This is a genomic window from Allosphingosinicella deserti (assembly GCF_003012735.1).
Lineage (GTDB): Bacteria > Pseudomonadota > Alphaproteobacteria > Sphingomonadales > Sphingomonadaceae > Allosphingosinicella > Allosphingosinicella deserti.
This window is the reverse complement of the sequence record NZ_PXYI01000002.1, coordinates 159,018-174,107: the sequence shown is the minus strand read 5'-3', so window position 1 is coordinate 174,107 and position 15,090 is coordinate 159,018. Positions and strand designations below refer to the sequence as shown.

Below are 15,090 nucleotides of genomic sequence, written 5' to 3'. Positions count from 1 at the left end.
AATGAACATAGATGCTCGCTGCGCAATCCGGGATATTCGATGAAAATTCTATTTTACCTGCCGGTTGTGACGCCTTGGTGGTTCGACAACATCGTCGTCAACCTCATCGGCAAGCTCTCGACGGCGGCCGAAGTTCACGTGCTGGTGCCGCCACTTTGGCGGAACACCGGCGTGGGCGCAGACCAGCTGCGCCGGTGTGCCCATCTCCAAAATGTGCACTGGCACCTCGTGGACGGCGAGAGCCACCACTCGCTGCGGACCGTTCCCGAGGATCCCGACGGTCTGGTTGAGTTCGTGCGGTCGATTGGGCCGGATGTCGTTCTCTGCCGTAGTGCGGATACGGTAACGCCGGCCCGTTTTCCTGGAGCCGTTTACCACCTGATGGAAGCCGGTGCGCCGCCCTTCTCAACCCCGGTCGATTCGATCATCTTGCAATCGGATTTTTGGCATCACGGCGCCATGCCGCCGCTCGGGGAGGCAGACCGGCACGCGATCCGCAAGGCTTTCGCGGACACTTGGCGGCGCGCACGCTATGGCTTCCAACGGCAACCATCCTTCCGCATGCCGCGCGCCAAAGCGCTGGAGCAGATGGGCCTGCCCGCAGACCGGAAGGTTCTCGCGGTACCGCTCGAGTACGAACACGAAGAGGCGTTCACAGCGCATCACAACCGGTTCACCCGCAACATCGATTTGCTCCGATACCTTACCGAACAGATCGACGAGAAGTTCGTGCTCGCCATCACCGACCACCCGCTCAACTACAAATATGTGGACAATGCCGAGCTTTACGAAGCCATTGCGGCAATGGGAGATCGCGCGGTCATCATCCGGAATCCCGAGATGACGGGGGCCGCGACAGACTTGCTGGTGAAGCATTGCGACGGCCTGGTGGTTCAAAACACCAAGTCGATCTACGCAGGAGCGTTCTTCGGTAAGCCGGTTCTGCGCCTGTCCCATCGGCATACGGCCGCGTCGTTGGGGGTTTATGAGGATATCGCACCCTTTCTTGCCGAACTCGACAGCGGAGTTGCACGAGCGGCACCCGATTGCGCGGCTGAATGGTTCGGCTTCCATCTCCTTCACGAGGTTTTCGACCCGCTGGAGATTTCGGCTGCGGAGCTTCTCGACCGTCTCCAGAGGCGCTTCTCGGTCGACCGTCTCAGAGGCGGGCTCGAACGGCTCGCTGCCTACGATCGCGAACTCGAATTGGCGGGCGCCGCATGATCCCGGATATTTCCTCCCTTCTGGATGGCGTCAGGTCCGTCGTCGAGGGCTGCATGCCGGCGGTCGAGCAGCGGCGGTTCGATATCCGCTGGAAAGCCGACGGCAGCCCGGTAACCGAAGCGGATGTGTTCCTCGAGCGGCGGATCACGGAGTGGCTTTCTGAACGGCTACCCCAGCTTACCCTGATCGGGGAGGAGACCTTCGTCGAGAGCGCATCCTGTGGACCGCGCCAAGGTTGGGTCGCCGTGCTTGATCCGATCGACGGAACCGAGAATTTTTGCTCGGGTCTTAAAGAATGGGGCGTATCGCTGAGCATCTGGAACGGTGCCGATCATGCTGGAAGCCTGCTGATGCTCCCGGAGCTCGGCGACCATATGATCACCGGACGCCCGATCCGGCGGGTGCGCTCCCGCATCACCGGCTTCTCCTCATCGATCCACCCGGCAATTATTTCCGGCATCGCCGATGCCGGGGAAGCCCGCATCTTCGGTTGCGCCGTCTATAATATGTTTAACGTCACACGCGGGGCGCTCTCGAGGTTCGTCAATCCGAAGGGAGCCCGTGCGTGGGACCTGCTCGCAGGCCTGATGCTGGCCCGCGAGAATGGCTGCGACATTCTGATCGACGGGAACGAATTCGATGGATCATTTCTCGAGCCGGATAGGCGATATCGCATCGACATACGGCACAGATACGATTTTCATCCTGGGTAAGGGACCGTCGGTCGACGCCATCTCTCCGGACGCATTCGCCGGCTCGCTGGTCATCGCGGTCAACGATGCGGAGCGCATCGCTCCCGCCGACATCACCCTGTTCCATTCGGATTGGGTGAAAGAAGCGCTGATCGCCAATGGACTCCGGTCACGTCTGTATGTCACATCGACGGACTTCGCGCCGGCCGGCCGGGAGGTGCTTCAGGCGGATTTCGTTCCGCTCAAAAACGACGAGAGCGACCTGCTGATGCAGCGCTTCCTGTCGGGCCGCTTCGTCATCGAGGAAGTGCTTTTCCTTTCGGCCCTCAACCTTGCCCGTCAGGTCGCAAAAGCGCGTGGGCGCCGGCAGACGGTCTACATGGTCGGCTTCGATTTCCTTCCGGCGTCGGGCGCGTCGGAAGCCATCGGTCACGATTATGCGCCGGGGAACAGCGCCGACCGGTTCTTCCGCATCAGCATGCAGGAATTCTTCTTTCTCAATTCCCTGTACGTACTCAAGGAATCCGAGATCGACGTCGTCCATGTCGGCGACCGGAACTTTTCCCAGCTCACCCCGGGGGGCCTCAATCAGCTGTTCGACGTGTCGCCGACGCGCCGCAAGCGTACCTTGGCTTCGTCGGTCGAGGTTACCGCCGAACTCACCACCAACCATTTCGGCGACCGTCACCGGCTGGAACGGATGATACGCGCCGCTCGTGCCGCCGGCGCGGACTACATCAAGGTTCAGAAACGCGACGTCGACACCTTCTACACAGCGGAGCAACTTGCCTCCCCGTACGTCTCTCCGTTCGGCAACACCTTCGCCGATTATCGTCATCAGCTCGAGCTGGATCGCGACGATTTCGCATTCATCGATGACCTCTGCCGTGAGCTCGACATCGGCTGGTTCGCTTCGGTTCTGGACAAACCCTCTTTCGAATTCATGCTCCAGTTCGACCCTGCGGTGGTCAAGCTGCCCAGCACGATCTCGGAGCATCGGGACTATCTCGGCTATGTCGCGCGCAATTATCGGGGCTCCGTGATCCTCTCGACAGGCATGACTGGCCCGGATTACGAAAATTGGCTGCTCGCGAATTTCGTGAGCTGCAAAAACCTGTACCTGCTGCAGTGCAATTCGGCCTATCCGACGCCAACAGCCGACTGCAACGTTGCCGTCGTGCGCCATTACCATTCGCTCGCTCAGGCCGATCCGCGCATCATCCCCGGTTATTCCAGCCATGATTTCGGTTGGCTTGCCTCCGCGCTGGCGATTGCCGCCGGTGCCAGAATGGTCGAAAAGCACGTGAAGCTCGGCAACACCGAATGGGCGCATTTCGATGCAGTGGCGGTCGATCTGACGACGCCGGATTTTCGTGATTATGTCGTCAAGCTGCGGGAGGCCGAGGAAATGGTCGGATCCGGAATCAAGCAGGTTAATGCCAGTGAGCATCACAAATATCTTCGAGCGGCCTAAGACGATGAACGCCGCCGTTCCTCATGATCCGTTCCGCTGCCTGCTCTGCGGGACCGCGGAGACCCCGCACTTGGTTCAGGCAGAAGTCACCGGCGATTCGGCCGGCGGACTGCGCGCGGTGCAATGCCTGGCGTGCTCGCATGTGCAATTATCGCCACCTGCTTACTGTCTCGATCTCTATGACGAGGACGGACAGGTCGCGTTCGTCGTCGGCCATTATGGGACGCCGATCGAAAAGCTGTTCGAGCACAGCGCGATCGAGGCGCGGCGACGGGTTGCGCGCTTTGCTGAGCATGGCGAAGCATTGCAGGGCCGCGGCGGCGAGCGGGCGCGCCTGCTTGATGTCGGTGGCGGATATGGATTCTTCGGAGCGGCTATGGCCGCGGTCCGCCCGGACGTCGATACGCTGGTTCTGGAACCAAGCGCCAAGCGCGCGGAGATGGGCCGATCCCATTTTGAACAGCGCTCGGATCCGGCGTTCTCGCCCCCGACGTTCGAAGTCGGCTTGCTTGATGATGCGTTCGTCGAACAACATCGCGCCAGCTTCGACGCAGTGACTCTCTGGCACGTGCTCGAACATGTCGAAGATCCGGCGGGTCTGCTGGAGCGCGCCGGAGCGTTGCTGAACCCGAACGGCGGCACTTTGTGGATCGAAGTGCCGAATTTGGACGACGAGCTCAGCACCCTCTCGCCGGCCTACCGGCGGCGAAACTTCATGCGCGAGCACGTCTCCTATTTCTCGCCGGCAGTTCTGGAGCGGCTCGCCCGCCGAGCCTTTACCGCCGCCTCGACCGAGGTCGTCGGCTATCAGCGCTACGGCATCTTCAACTATATGCACTGGATCCATGCCAACGCGCCGCAAGGCGCGAGCCCTGACATGTTCGAGCGGGATCGCTGGTGGCTGGAGGCGAACTGGCGCACCGTGCGCGAGGCGGCTCGTACCAGCGATGCCCTGCTTCTGATCGTGCGGCTCGGCGGCGCTGCAGGAGCTGGGGAATGAACATCGCAGCCTTGATGATCGGCCGGGGTGGGAGTTCGCTCAAGGACAAGAACATCCTTCCGGTTCTCGGCGTGCCGTTGCTTCACTGGGCCGCAGGCGCCGCCCGCCGCAGTCGCCACATCACTCGTTTCTATGTCAGCAGCGACTGCGATCGAATCCTCGAGACGGCGGCTGCTGCGGGCTACGTGCCGATCTCCAGGCCGCCGGAGCTTGCCACCGCGACGGCCCAGAGCACCGACGCGGTGCGCCACGCCTTTCCGATCATGGAACGTGATGGTCCGGTCGACATCCTGGTCGTCCAGCATGCCAATGTCGGTACGATCACGGAGCAGCAGATCGACGCCTGCATTGCTCTGTTGCTCGCCCATCCAGAGGCGACTGCCGTTGTGCCGGCGCATCAGCAGCCGGAATATCATCCGATGCGTGCGAAGCGCCTGCGGAGCGACGGGTCGCTCGAACCGTTCGTGCCGGGCGACGTCTCGGCCAATCGCCAGGACCTGCCCACCGCCTTTTTCTTCGATCATTCCTTCTGGGTGCTCCGGGGACGGCAGGCGATATTCGATCCTGAAGGGCAAGCGCCGTGGCCTTGCATGGGGTCTCGCATCCTCCCGTTCGAGACGGAAGGGTGCAAGGATGTCCACGATCCCGCAGACCTCGAGACGACAGCAGTCTGGATCACTGCAAATGGAATCGAAGCTCCGACCTTCGGGGGGGCCTTCGACCCGTCGTGCGACTGATTGCTTCGCTGGCCCGAAGTCGCTTTCATCGGGCGATGTTCCAAATGTGGTGCAGATCCGCGCCAAGTATTGAAACTTAACCTGTATCAGCACGTTCTGACCGGCCTTGGCATGGCGTAACGATGAGGTGGCGAGTGTCGCGCTTCTTCTTCCACCTTCGCGGCGGAGGTTTGTCGCTCAAGGACGAGATCGGCACCGAGTGCCGCGACGTTGAGGAGGCGCGCAGCTTTGCGCTCCAGGTGGTCGAGGATCTTCGGCGGGACGAGACTGCCCGCCTTGCTTATCCGGTTTGTGCCCGTGTCGACGTCGAGGATGAAGAGGCGCAGCCGATCTTCATTGTTCCGGTGCGGCCGACGATCTCGGAACGGTGAGCCGGGCCGAACGCGCCGGGCGCTAATCGCTTCCATCAGCTGGAAAACAGGCTGACCATCGCGCGTCGAAATCGTGGGCCAGGGCGGCGAGAGTGACCGCGCCCAGCCTGCCGAGCAATAGTGCCTCGGCTTCCCTAAGCGTTTCGGCAAGGGCGCCGTTGACGGTCTGTTCGACCAGGCACTGCGGGTTGTCGCTCTCGTTGCCGATTGCGAACAGGGTCGGGCCTCCGACGGCGCGATGCACATCCAGCAAGGTGATCGCCGCGGGATCGCTGGCCAGGGTCCAGCCGCCGCCGTGGCCGCGCTCCGAGCGCACGTAGCCCGCCTCTCGCAGCCCCGCCATCGTCCGGCGCACAACCACCGGATTGGTCCGCAGCATGGCGGCGATCGCGTCGGATGTCATCGGTTCGGGCCGGCGCACCATGTGCAGCAGCACGTGCAACATCCGGGAGAGGCGGCTGTCAGGTCTCATCTGTCGTGCAATCATCCGAAACTTAAGACGGAGCAAGGCCTCGAAAGATTCGACACTTGATAAGTTACATGATAAGGGCGTGGCTGAAAGGAAGATCCCGATGAGCCATGCCGACATGAACGATCCCGAGCGCTGGGACAGGATGATCGCGAACTACGAGGAGCAAGCGCACCCGTTTACGGAGCTGTTCTCCAGCGCGGCACTGGCGAGCGTGCCCATCGGTCCGGAGACCGAGGTGCTGGACATTGCGACGGGCATCGGCGCCGCAGCCCTGGTGGCCGCCCGCCGCGGCGCACGGGTGCTCGCAACCGATTTCTCGCCCGGGATGGTCGCGCGCGTTGCCGCAATCGGACCTGCCAATTTGCGGGCCGAGGTGATGGACGGGCAGGCGCTGGCAATCGAGGACGGGCGCTTCGACGTCACCATCTCGATGTTCGGGATCATGCTGTTTCCCGACTGGCGCAAGGGCCTCCGGGAAATGGCGCGAGTCACCAGGCCGGGTGGGATTGCCGTGCTTGGAACCTGGAAGAACGAAGCCGGCGCGGCGACCAACCTGCTGCTCACCGAGATCCTCTGCACGCGCTTCCCCGAGCTCGCGCTGCCCACCATGCCGGAGGGAATGACGACCTTGCGCGATCCAGCGCGGCTGCGCGACGAAATGGTGGCGGCGGGCTTCGAAGCGCCGGCCATCGCAGAGGTGACGCACGACTTCATGCTGCGCCTCGACATACTCGACGATGCCGACCGGATCCTCGGTCTGATGCCGCACTGGACCATGTTGAGCGCCGAGCAGAAGATGACGGCCGCCGCGGAAATACGACGTCGCGCCGACGAGGCCGGAACCGTCGATGTCTTGCCGATTCCGTCCACCGCCTTGATCGCCATTGCCCGCCGTAGGTGCACGTGACTGGCGTCGCTCAGCGAGGTCTCGCCGGATTGCCGACTACTGTCGCACCCGGCGCGACATCCCGGGTGACCACGCTGCCGGCGCCGATGATCGCATCGTCGCCGATCGTGACTCCCGGCAGGATGATCGCGCCGCCGCCGATCCAGACGTTGCGTCCGATCGTGACCGGGTGGCCCCATTCGATCCCGGTCGCGCGCTCGGCGGGGTCGCGGGGGTGGTCGGCGGTGAGGATCTGGACGCCGGGTCCGATCTGGGTGTCGTCACCAACGGTCACCGCGACGACATCGAGGATCACGCAATTGTAGTTGAGGAAAACGTTGCGGCCCAGGCGGATGTTGGTGCCGTAATCGCAATGGAATGGCGGCCGGATCACCGATCCTTCACCGACCTCGCCCAGGCCCTCCTGGAGCAACGCTCGCCGCTCCGGCCGCGACAGGATTCGCGAAGGATTGAACCGTGCCATCCAGTCCGCGGCCCGGGCCTGATCGGCAACGATCTCAGGATCGCCGGCATGGTAGGGTTCGCCGGCGAGCATCTTCTGCTTCTCGGTACGCGCGTCCATGGTCGCTCCGTGTCAGCCGCCTGCCGATTACCGAGCGCCGCCGGAGCGGCTCTTGCCGCCGGAGATCGAATCGAACACGCCGCCGTCGGAGAAGAAGCGGGTCTGGGCCGCGCCCCAGCCGCCGAAATCCTTGTCGATGGTGAGGAGCTCGATCTGCGGGAAGCGGCCGGCATGCTTCGCCGCCACCTGCGCATCGCGCGGGCGATAGAAATGCTTGGCGATGATCTCCTGTCCCTCAGGCGTGTAGAGGAAGCGCAGATAAGCCTCGGCGACCTCGCTGGTGCCGTGCTTCTTTGCATTCTCATCGACCACCGCGACCGGCGGCTCGGCGAGGATGGACAAAGACGGCGCGACGATCTCGAACTTGCCGGCGCCGAGCTCGTTCTGGGCGAGGAAGGCTTCGTTCTCCCACGCAAGCAGGACGTCACCGATGCCGCGCTCGGCAAAGGTCGTCGTCGCGCCGCGCGCGCCGCTGTCGAGCACCGGCACATTGGCGAACAATTGGGTGACGTAGCGCTGTGCCGCCGCATCGGAACCGCCCGCCTTGCGCCCATAGCCCCACGCCGCAAGGAAGTTCCAGCGGGCGCCGCCGCTGGTCTTGGGATTGGGGGTGATCACCTGGACGCCCGGACGGACGAGATCGGCCCAGTCGCGGATGTTCTTGGGATTGCCCTTGCGGACGAGGAAGACGATCGTCGACGTATACGGCGCGCTGTTGCTGGGCAGACGGGCCTGCCAATTTGCGGGGAGACGCTTGGTTTTCTCGGCGATGACGTCGATGTCGTAGCCGAGCCCTAAGGTGACGACGTCCGCCTCCAGCCCGTCGATCACGGCGCGCGACTGCTTGCCCGAACCGCCATGGCTCATCCGGAAGCTGACCTTCTGTCCCTTCTCGGCCTGCCACTTGCGGGCAAAGGCGTCGTTGACGTCGCGGTAGAGCTCCCGGGTCGGATCGTAGGAAACGTTGAGCAATTGCGCCGAGCCGCCGCTCTTGCCGGAATCACCGCCGGAGCAGGAAGCGAGCGGCGCAAGAACGAGGCCGGACAGAGCGAGGAGCAGGACGCGACGGTTCATATTCCCTCCGGAATGCGGGGCGGTCAGGCGACGAAGCTGGTGACGAACGGACTCGCCGGCCGCTCGAGTATCTCGGCCGGGGCGGCGAACTGCTCGATCCGGCCGGCGTTGAGAATGGCCACCCGATCGGCGAGCGCGAACGCTTCTTCATGGTCATGGGTGACGAAGATCGAGGTCAGGCCGATCTCGTCATGGATGATCCGCAGCGCGTCGCGCAGCTCCCGCCGGACCTTGGTATCGAGTGCGCCGAACGGCTCGTCGAGCAGCAGGAAGCGGGGATTGCGGGCAAGCGCGCGGGCAAGGGCGACACGCTGGCGCTGACCGCCGGAAAGCTGCGCCGGGTAGCGTTCGCCATAGCCTTCGAGCTGAACCAGCTTCAGAAGCTCGTCCACCCGTGCCTCGATCTCGGCCCGGGCCGGACGCGCGCGGCGCGGCAGGATGTCGAGGCCGAACGCTATGTTCCGCGCCACGCTCATGTGGCCGAACAAGGCATAATGCTGGAACACGAAACCGATCCCGCGCTTGGCGGCAGGATCATCGGTGACGTCGCGATCGCCGAACCGGATCACGCCCGAATCGGGAAAGTCGAGCCCGGCGATGATGCGGAGCAGGGTCGTCTTGCCCGAGCCCGAGGGGCCGAGCAGGGCAACGAACTCGCCGTCGACGATTTCAAGCGAGACACCGGCGAGCGCAGGATAGGTGGAGAAGCGCTTGCTGACCTCTTCGACGCGGATCGACATCTCAATGGCCTCGCGCCGCGATGGCGCCACGGTGGCGCCATTCGAGGATGGATTTGAGAACAAGAGTGACGAGGGCGAGGACGGCGAGGAGAGAGGCGACGGCGAACGCGGCGGCGAAATTGTACTCATTGTAGAGCACCTCGATGTGCAGGGGCATGGTGTTGGTTTCGCCCCTGATGTGACCGGAAACGACGGAGACGGCGCCGAACTCGCCCATCGCGCGAGCGTTGGCGAGAAGCACGCCGTAGAGCAGGCCCCAGCGGATATTGGGGAGTGTAACGTGCCAGAAGGTCTGCCAGCCGCTCGCGCCGAGCGACAAAGCGGCCTCCTCGTCGGATTTGCCCTGCTCCGTCATCAGAGGAATGAGCTCGCGGGCGACGAACGGGAAGGTGACGAAGATGGTTGCCAGGACGATCCCGGGCACCGCGAAGATGATCTCGATGCCGCGATCCTGGAGGGTGGACCCGAACCAGCCCTGCGCCCCGAACAGCAGCACGTAGATCAACCCCGACACGACCGGTGACACCGAGAATGGCAGGTCGATGAGGGTCAGCAGGAGCGGCTTGAACCGGAAATCATGCTTGGTGATCGCCCAGGCCGCCGCCAACCCGAACGCGACGTTGAGCGGCACCGCGATCGCGGCGACCAGCAGAGTGAGGGTGATAGCCGAGCGCGCGTTGGATTCGGTCACCGCCTCCATCCAGGTGGCAACGCCGCCGCGGAGCGCTTCGTAGAACACGGTGCCGAGCGGCAGCAGCAGTATCAGCGCGATATAGAGAAAGGCGACGCCGATCAGCAGCCATTTGACCGCCTTGCTCTCCTGAAGGGGCGAACGGCGGCTCATGCCGATCGCCGCCTCTGCCAGACCTGAAGCGCGTTCAGCACCAGCAGCATCGTGAACGAGATCATCAGCATGACGACCGCGATCGCTGCCGCGCCGGGATAGTCATATTCCTCGAGCTGGGTGATGATCAGCAACGGCGCGATCTCGGTGCGATACGGCATGTTGCCGGCGATGAAGATCACCGAGCCATATTCCCCGGCACCGCGCGCGAAGGCGAGCGAGAAGCCCGTGGCAAGCGCCGGCGCGATCGCCGGCAGGATGATCCGAAGGAAGGTTTGGCGGCGGGTCGCGCCGAGCGTGATCGCTGCTTCCTCCACTTCCTTCGACAATTGCTCGAGCACCGGTTCGACCGTCCGCACGACGAAGGGCAGGCCGACGAAAACCAGCGCGATGACGATCCCGGCGGGTCGATAGGCGATGGGCAGCCCCAGCGGCGCGAGCACGCTGCCGACCAGCCCGTTCTGCGAATAGATGGTGGTGAGCGCGATCCCGGCGACGGCGGTCGGCAAGGCGAATGGCAGATCGACCACGGCGCCGAGCAGCCGGCGCCCCGGGAAGTGGTAGCGGACCAGCACCCAGGCGACGAGCAGGCCGAAGACGAGGTTGATCAGGGCAGCAACGAATGCGGCGCCGAAGCTCAGCCGATAGGCTGCCATCGCGCGTTCGGATCCAGCGGCCTGCCAGAAGCCGTCCCAGCCGATGCCGGCGCTCTTCACGAACACGGTGCTGAGCGGGAGCAAGACGATCAGCGACAGCCAAAGCAAGGAGATGCCGAGCGTCAGCCCGAGACCGGGCATGGCGGACCGCTTGCGCCGGAGCCGCGGCAGCAGGGCTGCCGCCGTCATGCCGCGCCGAGCGCGGTGAGAGGGAACCTGAATGGCATGATCAGGATTTGCGTGACGCCGTCCAGCCCGGCCGCAGGGCACGCACCCCGACGATCGTCAGGAACTTCGTTTCACTTCGTGATGGCGCACCGCCCATGACGTCCTCCGTACATCGGCCTTGTAACTCAACCAGCTTGGTTGACAATCCGGAGAATCTCGCCGCCGGATTTTGTCCGACGCATACGCCACCCTTCGCTGTCGCGGAGGAACTGCAAGAGAATAGCCAAGCGGGGCGGTTGACAAGGTGCCCGCGCCCAAGCGGCTGAAACGAGCGCCCGACCGAGGCTAGTCAGAATGCGGCGACCCACCGGCTGGTTCCGTCCTTGCGGCTGACGTTTCCTCCGGCGAATCGCGCGCGCCGGCTGGCCGATCTTCCGCCACGTGCTTAGGGTTCCGGCGCGGAGCGATCCCGGAAGATCAACAACGGCGGCAGGGCACGACATGAATGGATTGACGATCGTTCGGCACCCCCTGGTACAGCACAAGCTTCGACTTCTGCGTGATCGGGCGAGCTCGATTCAGCTGTTCCGCACGGTGATGCGGGAGACGGCCACCCTGCTCTGCTACGAAGTGACCCGCGATCTACCGACGGTACCGATCCGCATTCAGACCCCGGTTGCCGAAACCGAGGCGCATGAGCTCGCCGGCAAGAAACTGGTGTTCGCGCCGATTCTGCGCGCCGGGCTGGCGATGGCCGAGGGCATGCTCGATCTGGTGCCGTCCGCGCGCATCGCCCATGTCGGTCTGTATCGCGATCCGGTGTCGCTCAACCCCGTCGAATATTATTTCAAGGCGCCGGTAGACATCGCCGCCCGACTCGTGATCGTCGTCGACCCGATGCTCGCAACAGGTCACAGCGCGATCGCCGCGATCGATCGCCTGAAGGCGGCAGGCGTCGCGGATCTTCGATTCGTGTGCCTGCTCGCCGCACGCCCCGGCGCAGAGGCGCTCCGCGCGGCGCATCCGGACGTCCCGATCTGGACTGCGGCGCTGGACGAGACCCTCAATGATCATGGCTATATCGTTCCGGGCCTCGGTGACGCCGGGGACAGGACCTACGGTACACGCTAAGCGTGCCGAAGCGGCCGCCAAGGGTCACCCAACCTCAGGCTTAACGCGCCCTCAACCAAAATCCGCCATCGCTGGAAATGGAATCGCAAACGAGGAGCGGGCGGTTGGAGACGGGCATGGTCGGTGAGCGTGCAGGCATCGTGACGGGAGCAACGTCCCGGTTGCTGTTGCTGTCGTTCATCGTGCTGATCGCGTTCGCCAATGCGATCCTGTCCGCCGGACTGCCGCTTCGCTCCGGTTCGATCAGCGTGATCCTTTTCCTAACCCAGGATCAGCCGCTTCTGCCGTTGGTGCTGATCTTTTTCCTGATCCGGTTCCGGGAGCAAGGCGATACGCCCTCCCTGTGGCCGGCCACGTCCGGCACCCGCCATGGCACACCGCTGCTGCTGGGAGGAACCCTGCTCGCCATCCTCTTCTGTCGTCTCGCCGGCGCGTTCATCCTTCACGATCATGATCTCAGCCGCGACGAGCAGATGGCCACGTTCGACGCCGCAATCTTCGCCTCCGGACGGCTGTTCTGGCCGATCGAGCAGGGCTGGCGACCGTTCGCGGACGCGCTCAACACCATGTTCATCCAGCCAATCGGCCGTCACGAGGCCTGGGTTTCCGCATATCTGCCGGTCAACGCCGCCCTGCGCGGTCTGGCCGGTCTGATCGGCGGCGAGCGCTGGGTCTCGCCGCTTCTCGTCGGGATCGGGATTCCGTGTCTGTGGGGCATTGCGCGCCAGATCGCGCCCGACCGGCCGAGCGTGGCGCGTGTGTCGGTCGCCCTCTACGTGGGATCGTCGCAGATCCTGATTGCCGGCACCACGACGTACGCGATGAGTGCCCACCTTGGCTTCAATTTGCTGTGGCTGTGGCTGTTCCTGAAGGGCCGCCGCAGATACGATCTGCTCGCGCTGGGCGTCGGATTCCTGGCGACCGGACTTCATCAGCCGCTCTTCCATCCGATGTTCGTCGCGCCCTTCCTCCTGCTGCTGATCGAGCAGCGAGCATGGCCCCGGCTCGCCCTGTTCATTCTGGTCTACGGCATCATCGGACTGTTCTGGCTGGCCTGGCCGAACTGGATATCGAGCCACGCCGCAGTGCCTCTCGCTGCCGGAGCGACTCCCGCAGGGATCGGGTATCTCAGCCGGCTGCAGGCCTCGATCGCACCGTTCGGCTACAGCTCGTTGTGGCTGATGGCCGTCAACCTGCTGCGGCTGGCCGCTTGGCAGCATCTGCTGCTGCTCCCGTTGGCCGCAGTGGCGATCCGCGCGCTTTGGCGGCACGATCCGCTGGTGCGCGCCCTGGCGCTTACGCTGCTCCTCCCGATCTTGGTCATGACCGTGTTGCTTCCCTATCAGGGCCATGGCTGGGGCTATCGCTACCTCCATGGCGTGCTCGGCAGCTTCTGTCTCTTGGGGGGTCTCGGCTGGGCGGTGCTCGAGAAGAACAAGATGGCGCCGGGACGCGCATTCCGCTGGGCGACTGCGCTGAGCCTGCTGGTCATGCTTCCGGTCCACCTGTGGATGGCGAACCGGCTCGTCGCGCCGATGCAGGCGCTCGATCGCCGGATCGCGGAGACCGATGCCGATTTCGTCATCGTCGACTCGAGTGCGACCTCCTTCGCTGCCGATCTGGTCATCAACCGTCCCGATCTCTCCAATCGACCGCTGCGGATGACAGGCTGGTCGCTCGGGGCCGCCGACATGGCGAGCCTCTGCCGACGAGGCACGATCAGCTTCGTCGACGGACCGGACCTTGCGCCGATCGCACGAAGCGTTCGTGAGCCGGTTCGAACTGGGCCCACCCCGGATCAGATCGAGCTCCACGCCGCCGCCCGGGCCGCAGGCTGCGTGCAGCGGCCCTTCTCGCCGACCGGCGAGTGAGTTCGTCTACGACCGCGTCAGGTTGCCGGCGATCAGCGCGACGATGCTGCGGGCCGCATGTTCCCACGAATAGCGCGCACCGGCCCAGCAGGCCATCGCGGCCCGCGCGTCCGGATCGCAAGAACCGGCATCGATCGCATCGCTGAATCGGTGTGCGGTTCCGGGAGGGTCGCCGGGGGCGACCTCGAGTCCGGTCAGCCAGCGTGCCGCCTCGGGATCGGCCTTCGCGCTTTCCACGCCGCAGAGGACCGGAAGCCCGCACGCCATCGCTTCCTGAACCACCAGCGGATAGCCCTCGCCGATGCTCGGCAGCAGCAACAGGTCGGCTGCCTGGTAGAGCGCGGCGAGCGATGGTCCGGCCCGGTCGCGGACGACACGGACGTTGGGCAGGCCCCAGGCGTCCGGATCGATTGGGCCTCGGCCGGCAAGCACGAAGAGGAGATCCGGCCGCGTCTGCGCCAGCGCCGCCAGGACCGGGAGCCCCTTCTTCTCGACGAAGCGCCCGACGAACAGCATCAGGCGATCGCCCGTCGCGAGACCGAGAGCCGAACGCGCACGTGCCCCGGCGTCCGGATCCGGGCGGAAGACCGCCCGATCGACTCCGTTGAAGATGAGTTCCGGCGATCGGCGCGTCTTCCAGCGCCGAAACGCGTCGCGAACCGTGGCACTGATGAACACCACCCGGTCCGCCGAACGGAGCATCGACCGAGTGACGATGGTATTGGCAATCCGCATCGCGGCGCGCAGCACAGGGCTCCGGAACGGGATCTCGGCGATATGCTGGACCAGGACCACCGGCTTGCCGACCCATCTCGCCGCCATCATCGCTGCAATCGAGGTCACGTAGAGCGAATCATGGATGATGATCCCGTCCGCTTCCCGGACGGCGCGCCATAGGCTGCGGAGCGCTCGCGGGCCGGGCAGAGGCATTGGCAGCCCAGTCAGTCGCTCCAGGGGATCGATGCAGCGCATCGGCACAGCATCGGCGATGCTGGGGTCAGGCGCGGGATCGGCATCGCTGGCAGCCCATGAAGGCGCATGCCCGAGGCGGGTGAACTCTCGGTTGAGATGTTCGGCCACGCGCTCGATGCCGCCGCCATGCGCGCCGAAGAAGTGCGTCACGCTGAGGAGGCGCAGCGATCGATCCGGCGCTGGCGGGCTCACTGG

Annotated in this window: 16 protein-coding genes; 9 read left to right on the top strand and 7 right to left on the bottom strand. The window is 64.5% G+C overall.

Annotated elements, in window-relative coordinates:
- Positions 1-39: 39 nt before the first annotated feature.
- From C7I55_RS28025 to C7I55_RS05135, 6 genes are all read left to right on the top strand, one after another.
- A complete protein-coding gene (locus C7I55_RS28025) occupies positions 40-1,224 on the top strand; it encodes a hypothetical protein (RefSeq protein ID WP_158266292.1) in 1,185 nt (394 codons plus the stop codon).
- Positions 1,221-1,937 (top strand): inositol monophosphatase family protein, encoded by a 717-nt coding sequence (locus tag C7I55_RS05155; protein WP_158266291.1) that lies wholly within the window; start codon positions 1,221-1,223, stop codon positions 1,935-1,937. The genes C7I55_RS28025 and C7I55_RS05155 overlap by 4 nt, the downstream gene beginning before the upstream one ends.
- A complete protein-coding gene (locus tag C7I55_RS05150; RefSeq protein WP_106511849.1) occupies positions 1,864-3,390 on the top strand; it encodes an N-acetylneuraminate synthase family protein in 1,527 nt (508 codons plus the stop codon). The genes C7I55_RS05155 and C7I55_RS05150 overlap by 74 nt, the downstream gene beginning before the upstream one ends.
- Complete coding sequence (locus C7I55_RS05145; RefSeq protein WP_158266290.1) at positions 3,359-4,390, top strand: methyltransferase domain-containing protein; 1,032 nt, start codon at positions 3,359-3,361, stop codon at positions 4,388-4,390. Before C7I55_RS05150 ends, C7I55_RS05145 begins: the two co-directional genes overlap by 32 nt.
- Positions 4,387-5,127, top strand: coding sequence for an acylneuraminate cytidylyltransferase family protein (locus C7I55_RS05140; protein ID WP_106511847.1), 741 nt, complete (start codon positions 4,387-4,389; stop codon positions 5,125-5,127). Before C7I55_RS05145 ends, C7I55_RS05140 begins: the two co-directional genes overlap by 4 nt.
- Positions 5,128-5,249: 122 nt before the next feature.
- Entirely contained in the window at positions 5,250-5,498 is a 249-nt protein-coding gene (locus C7I55_RS05135; RefSeq protein WP_146150927.1) for a DUF6894 family protein, read from the top strand.
- 22 nt (positions 5,499-5,520) lie between these two features.
- On the opposite strand, the gene C7I55_RS05130 is transcribed toward C7I55_RS05135, so the two are convergent.
- Complete coding sequence (locus tag C7I55_RS05130) at positions 5,521-5,970, bottom strand: Rrf2 family transcriptional regulator (protein WP_106511845.1); 450 nt, start codon at positions 5,968-5,970, stop codon at positions 5,521-5,523.
- On the opposite strand from C7I55_RS05130, the gene C7I55_RS05125 reads away from it, so the two are divergent.
- A complete protein-coding gene (locus C7I55_RS05125) occupies positions 5,876-6,877 on the top strand; it encodes a class I SAM-dependent methyltransferase (RefSeq protein ID WP_233222059.1) in 1,002 nt (333 codons plus the stop codon). The two genes, C7I55_RS05130 and C7I55_RS05125, sit on opposite strands and share 95 nt — an antisense overlap.
- A gap of 10 nt (positions 6,878-6,887) precedes the next feature.
- Here the strand turns inward: C7I55_RS05125 and C7I55_RS05120 are convergent, their stop codons facing one another.
- From C7I55_RS05120 to cysT, 5 genes are read right to left on the bottom strand one after another with little or no spacing between them, the layout of a single operon-like run.
- Entirely contained in the window at positions 6,888-7,439 is a 552-nt protein-coding gene (locus C7I55_RS05120; RefSeq protein ID WP_106511844.1) for a sugar O-acetyltransferase, read from the bottom strand.
- A gap of 27 nt (positions 7,440-7,466) precedes the next feature.
- Complete coding sequence (locus C7I55_RS05115) at positions 7,467-8,513, bottom strand: sulfate ABC transporter substrate-binding protein (RefSeq protein WP_106511843.1); 1,047 nt, start codon at positions 8,511-8,513, stop codon at positions 7,467-7,469.
- 23 nt (positions 8,514-8,536) lie between these two features.
- Positions 8,537-9,253 (bottom strand): sulfate/molybdate ABC transporter ATP-binding protein, encoded by a 717-nt coding sequence (locus C7I55_RS05110; protein WP_106511842.1) that lies wholly within the window; start codon positions 9,251-9,253, stop codon positions 8,537-8,539.
- Position 9,254: 1 nt separating this feature from the next.
- Positions 9,255-10,097, bottom strand: coding sequence for a sulfate ABC transporter permease subunit CysW (gene cysW, locus C7I55_RS05105; RefSeq protein WP_106511841.1), 843 nt, complete (start codon positions 10,095-10,097; stop codon positions 9,255-9,257).
- On the bottom strand, positions 10,094-10,942 hold the full coding sequence (cysT, locus tag C7I55_RS05100; RefSeq protein WP_106511840.1) for a sulfate ABC transporter permease subunit CysT: 849 nt from the start codon (positions 10,940-10,942) through the stop codon (positions 10,094-10,096). The genes cysW and cysT overlap by 4 nt, the downstream gene beginning before the upstream one ends.
- A 480-nt stretch (positions 10,943-11,422) precedes the next feature.
- On the opposite strand from cysT, the gene upp reads away from it, so the two are divergent.
- Complete coding sequence (gene upp / locus C7I55_RS05095) at positions 11,423-12,052, top strand: uracil phosphoribosyltransferase (protein WP_106511839.1); 630 nt, start codon at positions 11,423-11,425, stop codon at positions 12,050-12,052.
- Positions 12,053-12,168: 116 nt separating this feature from the next.
- Positions 12,169-13,923 carry a hypothetical protein gene (locus C7I55_RS05090; RefSeq protein ID WP_106511838.1) on the top strand — a complete coding sequence of 585 codons (1,755 nt, stop codon included), beginning with the start codon at positions 12,169-12,171 and terminating at the stop codon, positions 13,921-13,923.
- Positions 13,924-13,929: 6 nt separating this feature from the next.
- Here the strand turns inward: C7I55_RS05090 and C7I55_RS05085 are convergent, their stop codons facing one another.
- Positions 13,930-15,087: a glycosyltransferase family 4 protein gene (locus tag C7I55_RS05085; RefSeq protein WP_158266289.1), complete on the bottom strand. Its 1,158-nt coding sequence runs from the start codon at positions 15,085-15,087 to the stop codon at positions 13,930-13,932.
- Positions 15,088-15,090: the final 3 nt, after the last annotated feature.

Coding starts and splice junctions, on each gene's coding strand:
- C7I55_RS05130 (WP_106511845.1), bottom strand. CDS start 5,970: ATGAGACCTGACAGCCGCCTCTCCCGGATGTTGCACGTGCTGCTGCAC.
- C7I55_RS05150 (WP_106511849.1), top strand. CDS start 1,864: ATGGATCATTTCTCGAGCCGGATAGGCGATATCGCATCGACATACGGC.
- C7I55_RS05115 (WP_106511843.1), bottom strand. CDS start 8,513: ATGAACCGTCGCGTCCTGCTCCTCGCTCTGTCCGGCCTCGTTCTTGCG.
- C7I55_RS05110 (WP_106511842.1), bottom strand. CDS start 9,253: ATGTCGATCCGCGTCGAAGAGGTCAGCAAGCGCTTCTCCACCTATCCT.
- C7I55_RS05135 (WP_146150927.1), top strand. CDS start 5,250: ATGAGGTGGCGAGTGTCGCGCTTCTTCTTCCACCTTCGCGGCGGAGGT.
- C7I55_RS05125 (WP_233222059.1), top strand. CDS start 5,876: ATGGCGGCGATCGCGTCGGATGTCATCGGTTCGGGCCGGCGCACCATG.
- upp (WP_106511839.1), top strand. CDS start 11,423: ATGAATGGATTGACGATCGTTCGGCACCCCCTGGTACAGCACAAGCTT.
- C7I55_RS05120 (WP_106511844.1), bottom strand. CDS start 7,439: ATGGACGCGCGTACCGAGAAGCAGAAGATGCTCGCCGGCGAACCCTAC.
- C7I55_RS05140 (WP_106511847.1), top strand. CDS start 4,387: ATGAACATCGCAGCCTTGATGATCGGCCGGGGTGGGAGTTCGCTCAAG.
- cysT (WP_106511840.1), bottom strand. CDS start 10,942: ATGACGGCGGCAGCCCTGCTGCCGCGGCTCCGGCGCAAGCGGTCCGCC.
- cysW (WP_106511841.1), bottom strand. CDS start 10,097: ATGAGCCGCCGTTCGCCCCTTCAGGAGAGCAAGGCGGTCAAATGGCTG.
- C7I55_RS05090 (WP_106511838.1), top strand. CDS start 12,169: ATGGTCGGTGAGCGTGCAGGCATCGTGACGGGAGCAACGTCCCGGTTG.
- C7I55_RS28025 (WP_158266292.1), top strand. CDS start 40: ATGAAAATTCTATTTTACCTGCCGGTTGTGACGCCTTGGTGGTTCGAC.
- C7I55_RS05155 (WP_158266291.1), top strand. CDS start 1,221: ATGATCCCGGATATTTCCTCCCTTCTGGATGGCGTCAGGTCCGTCGTC.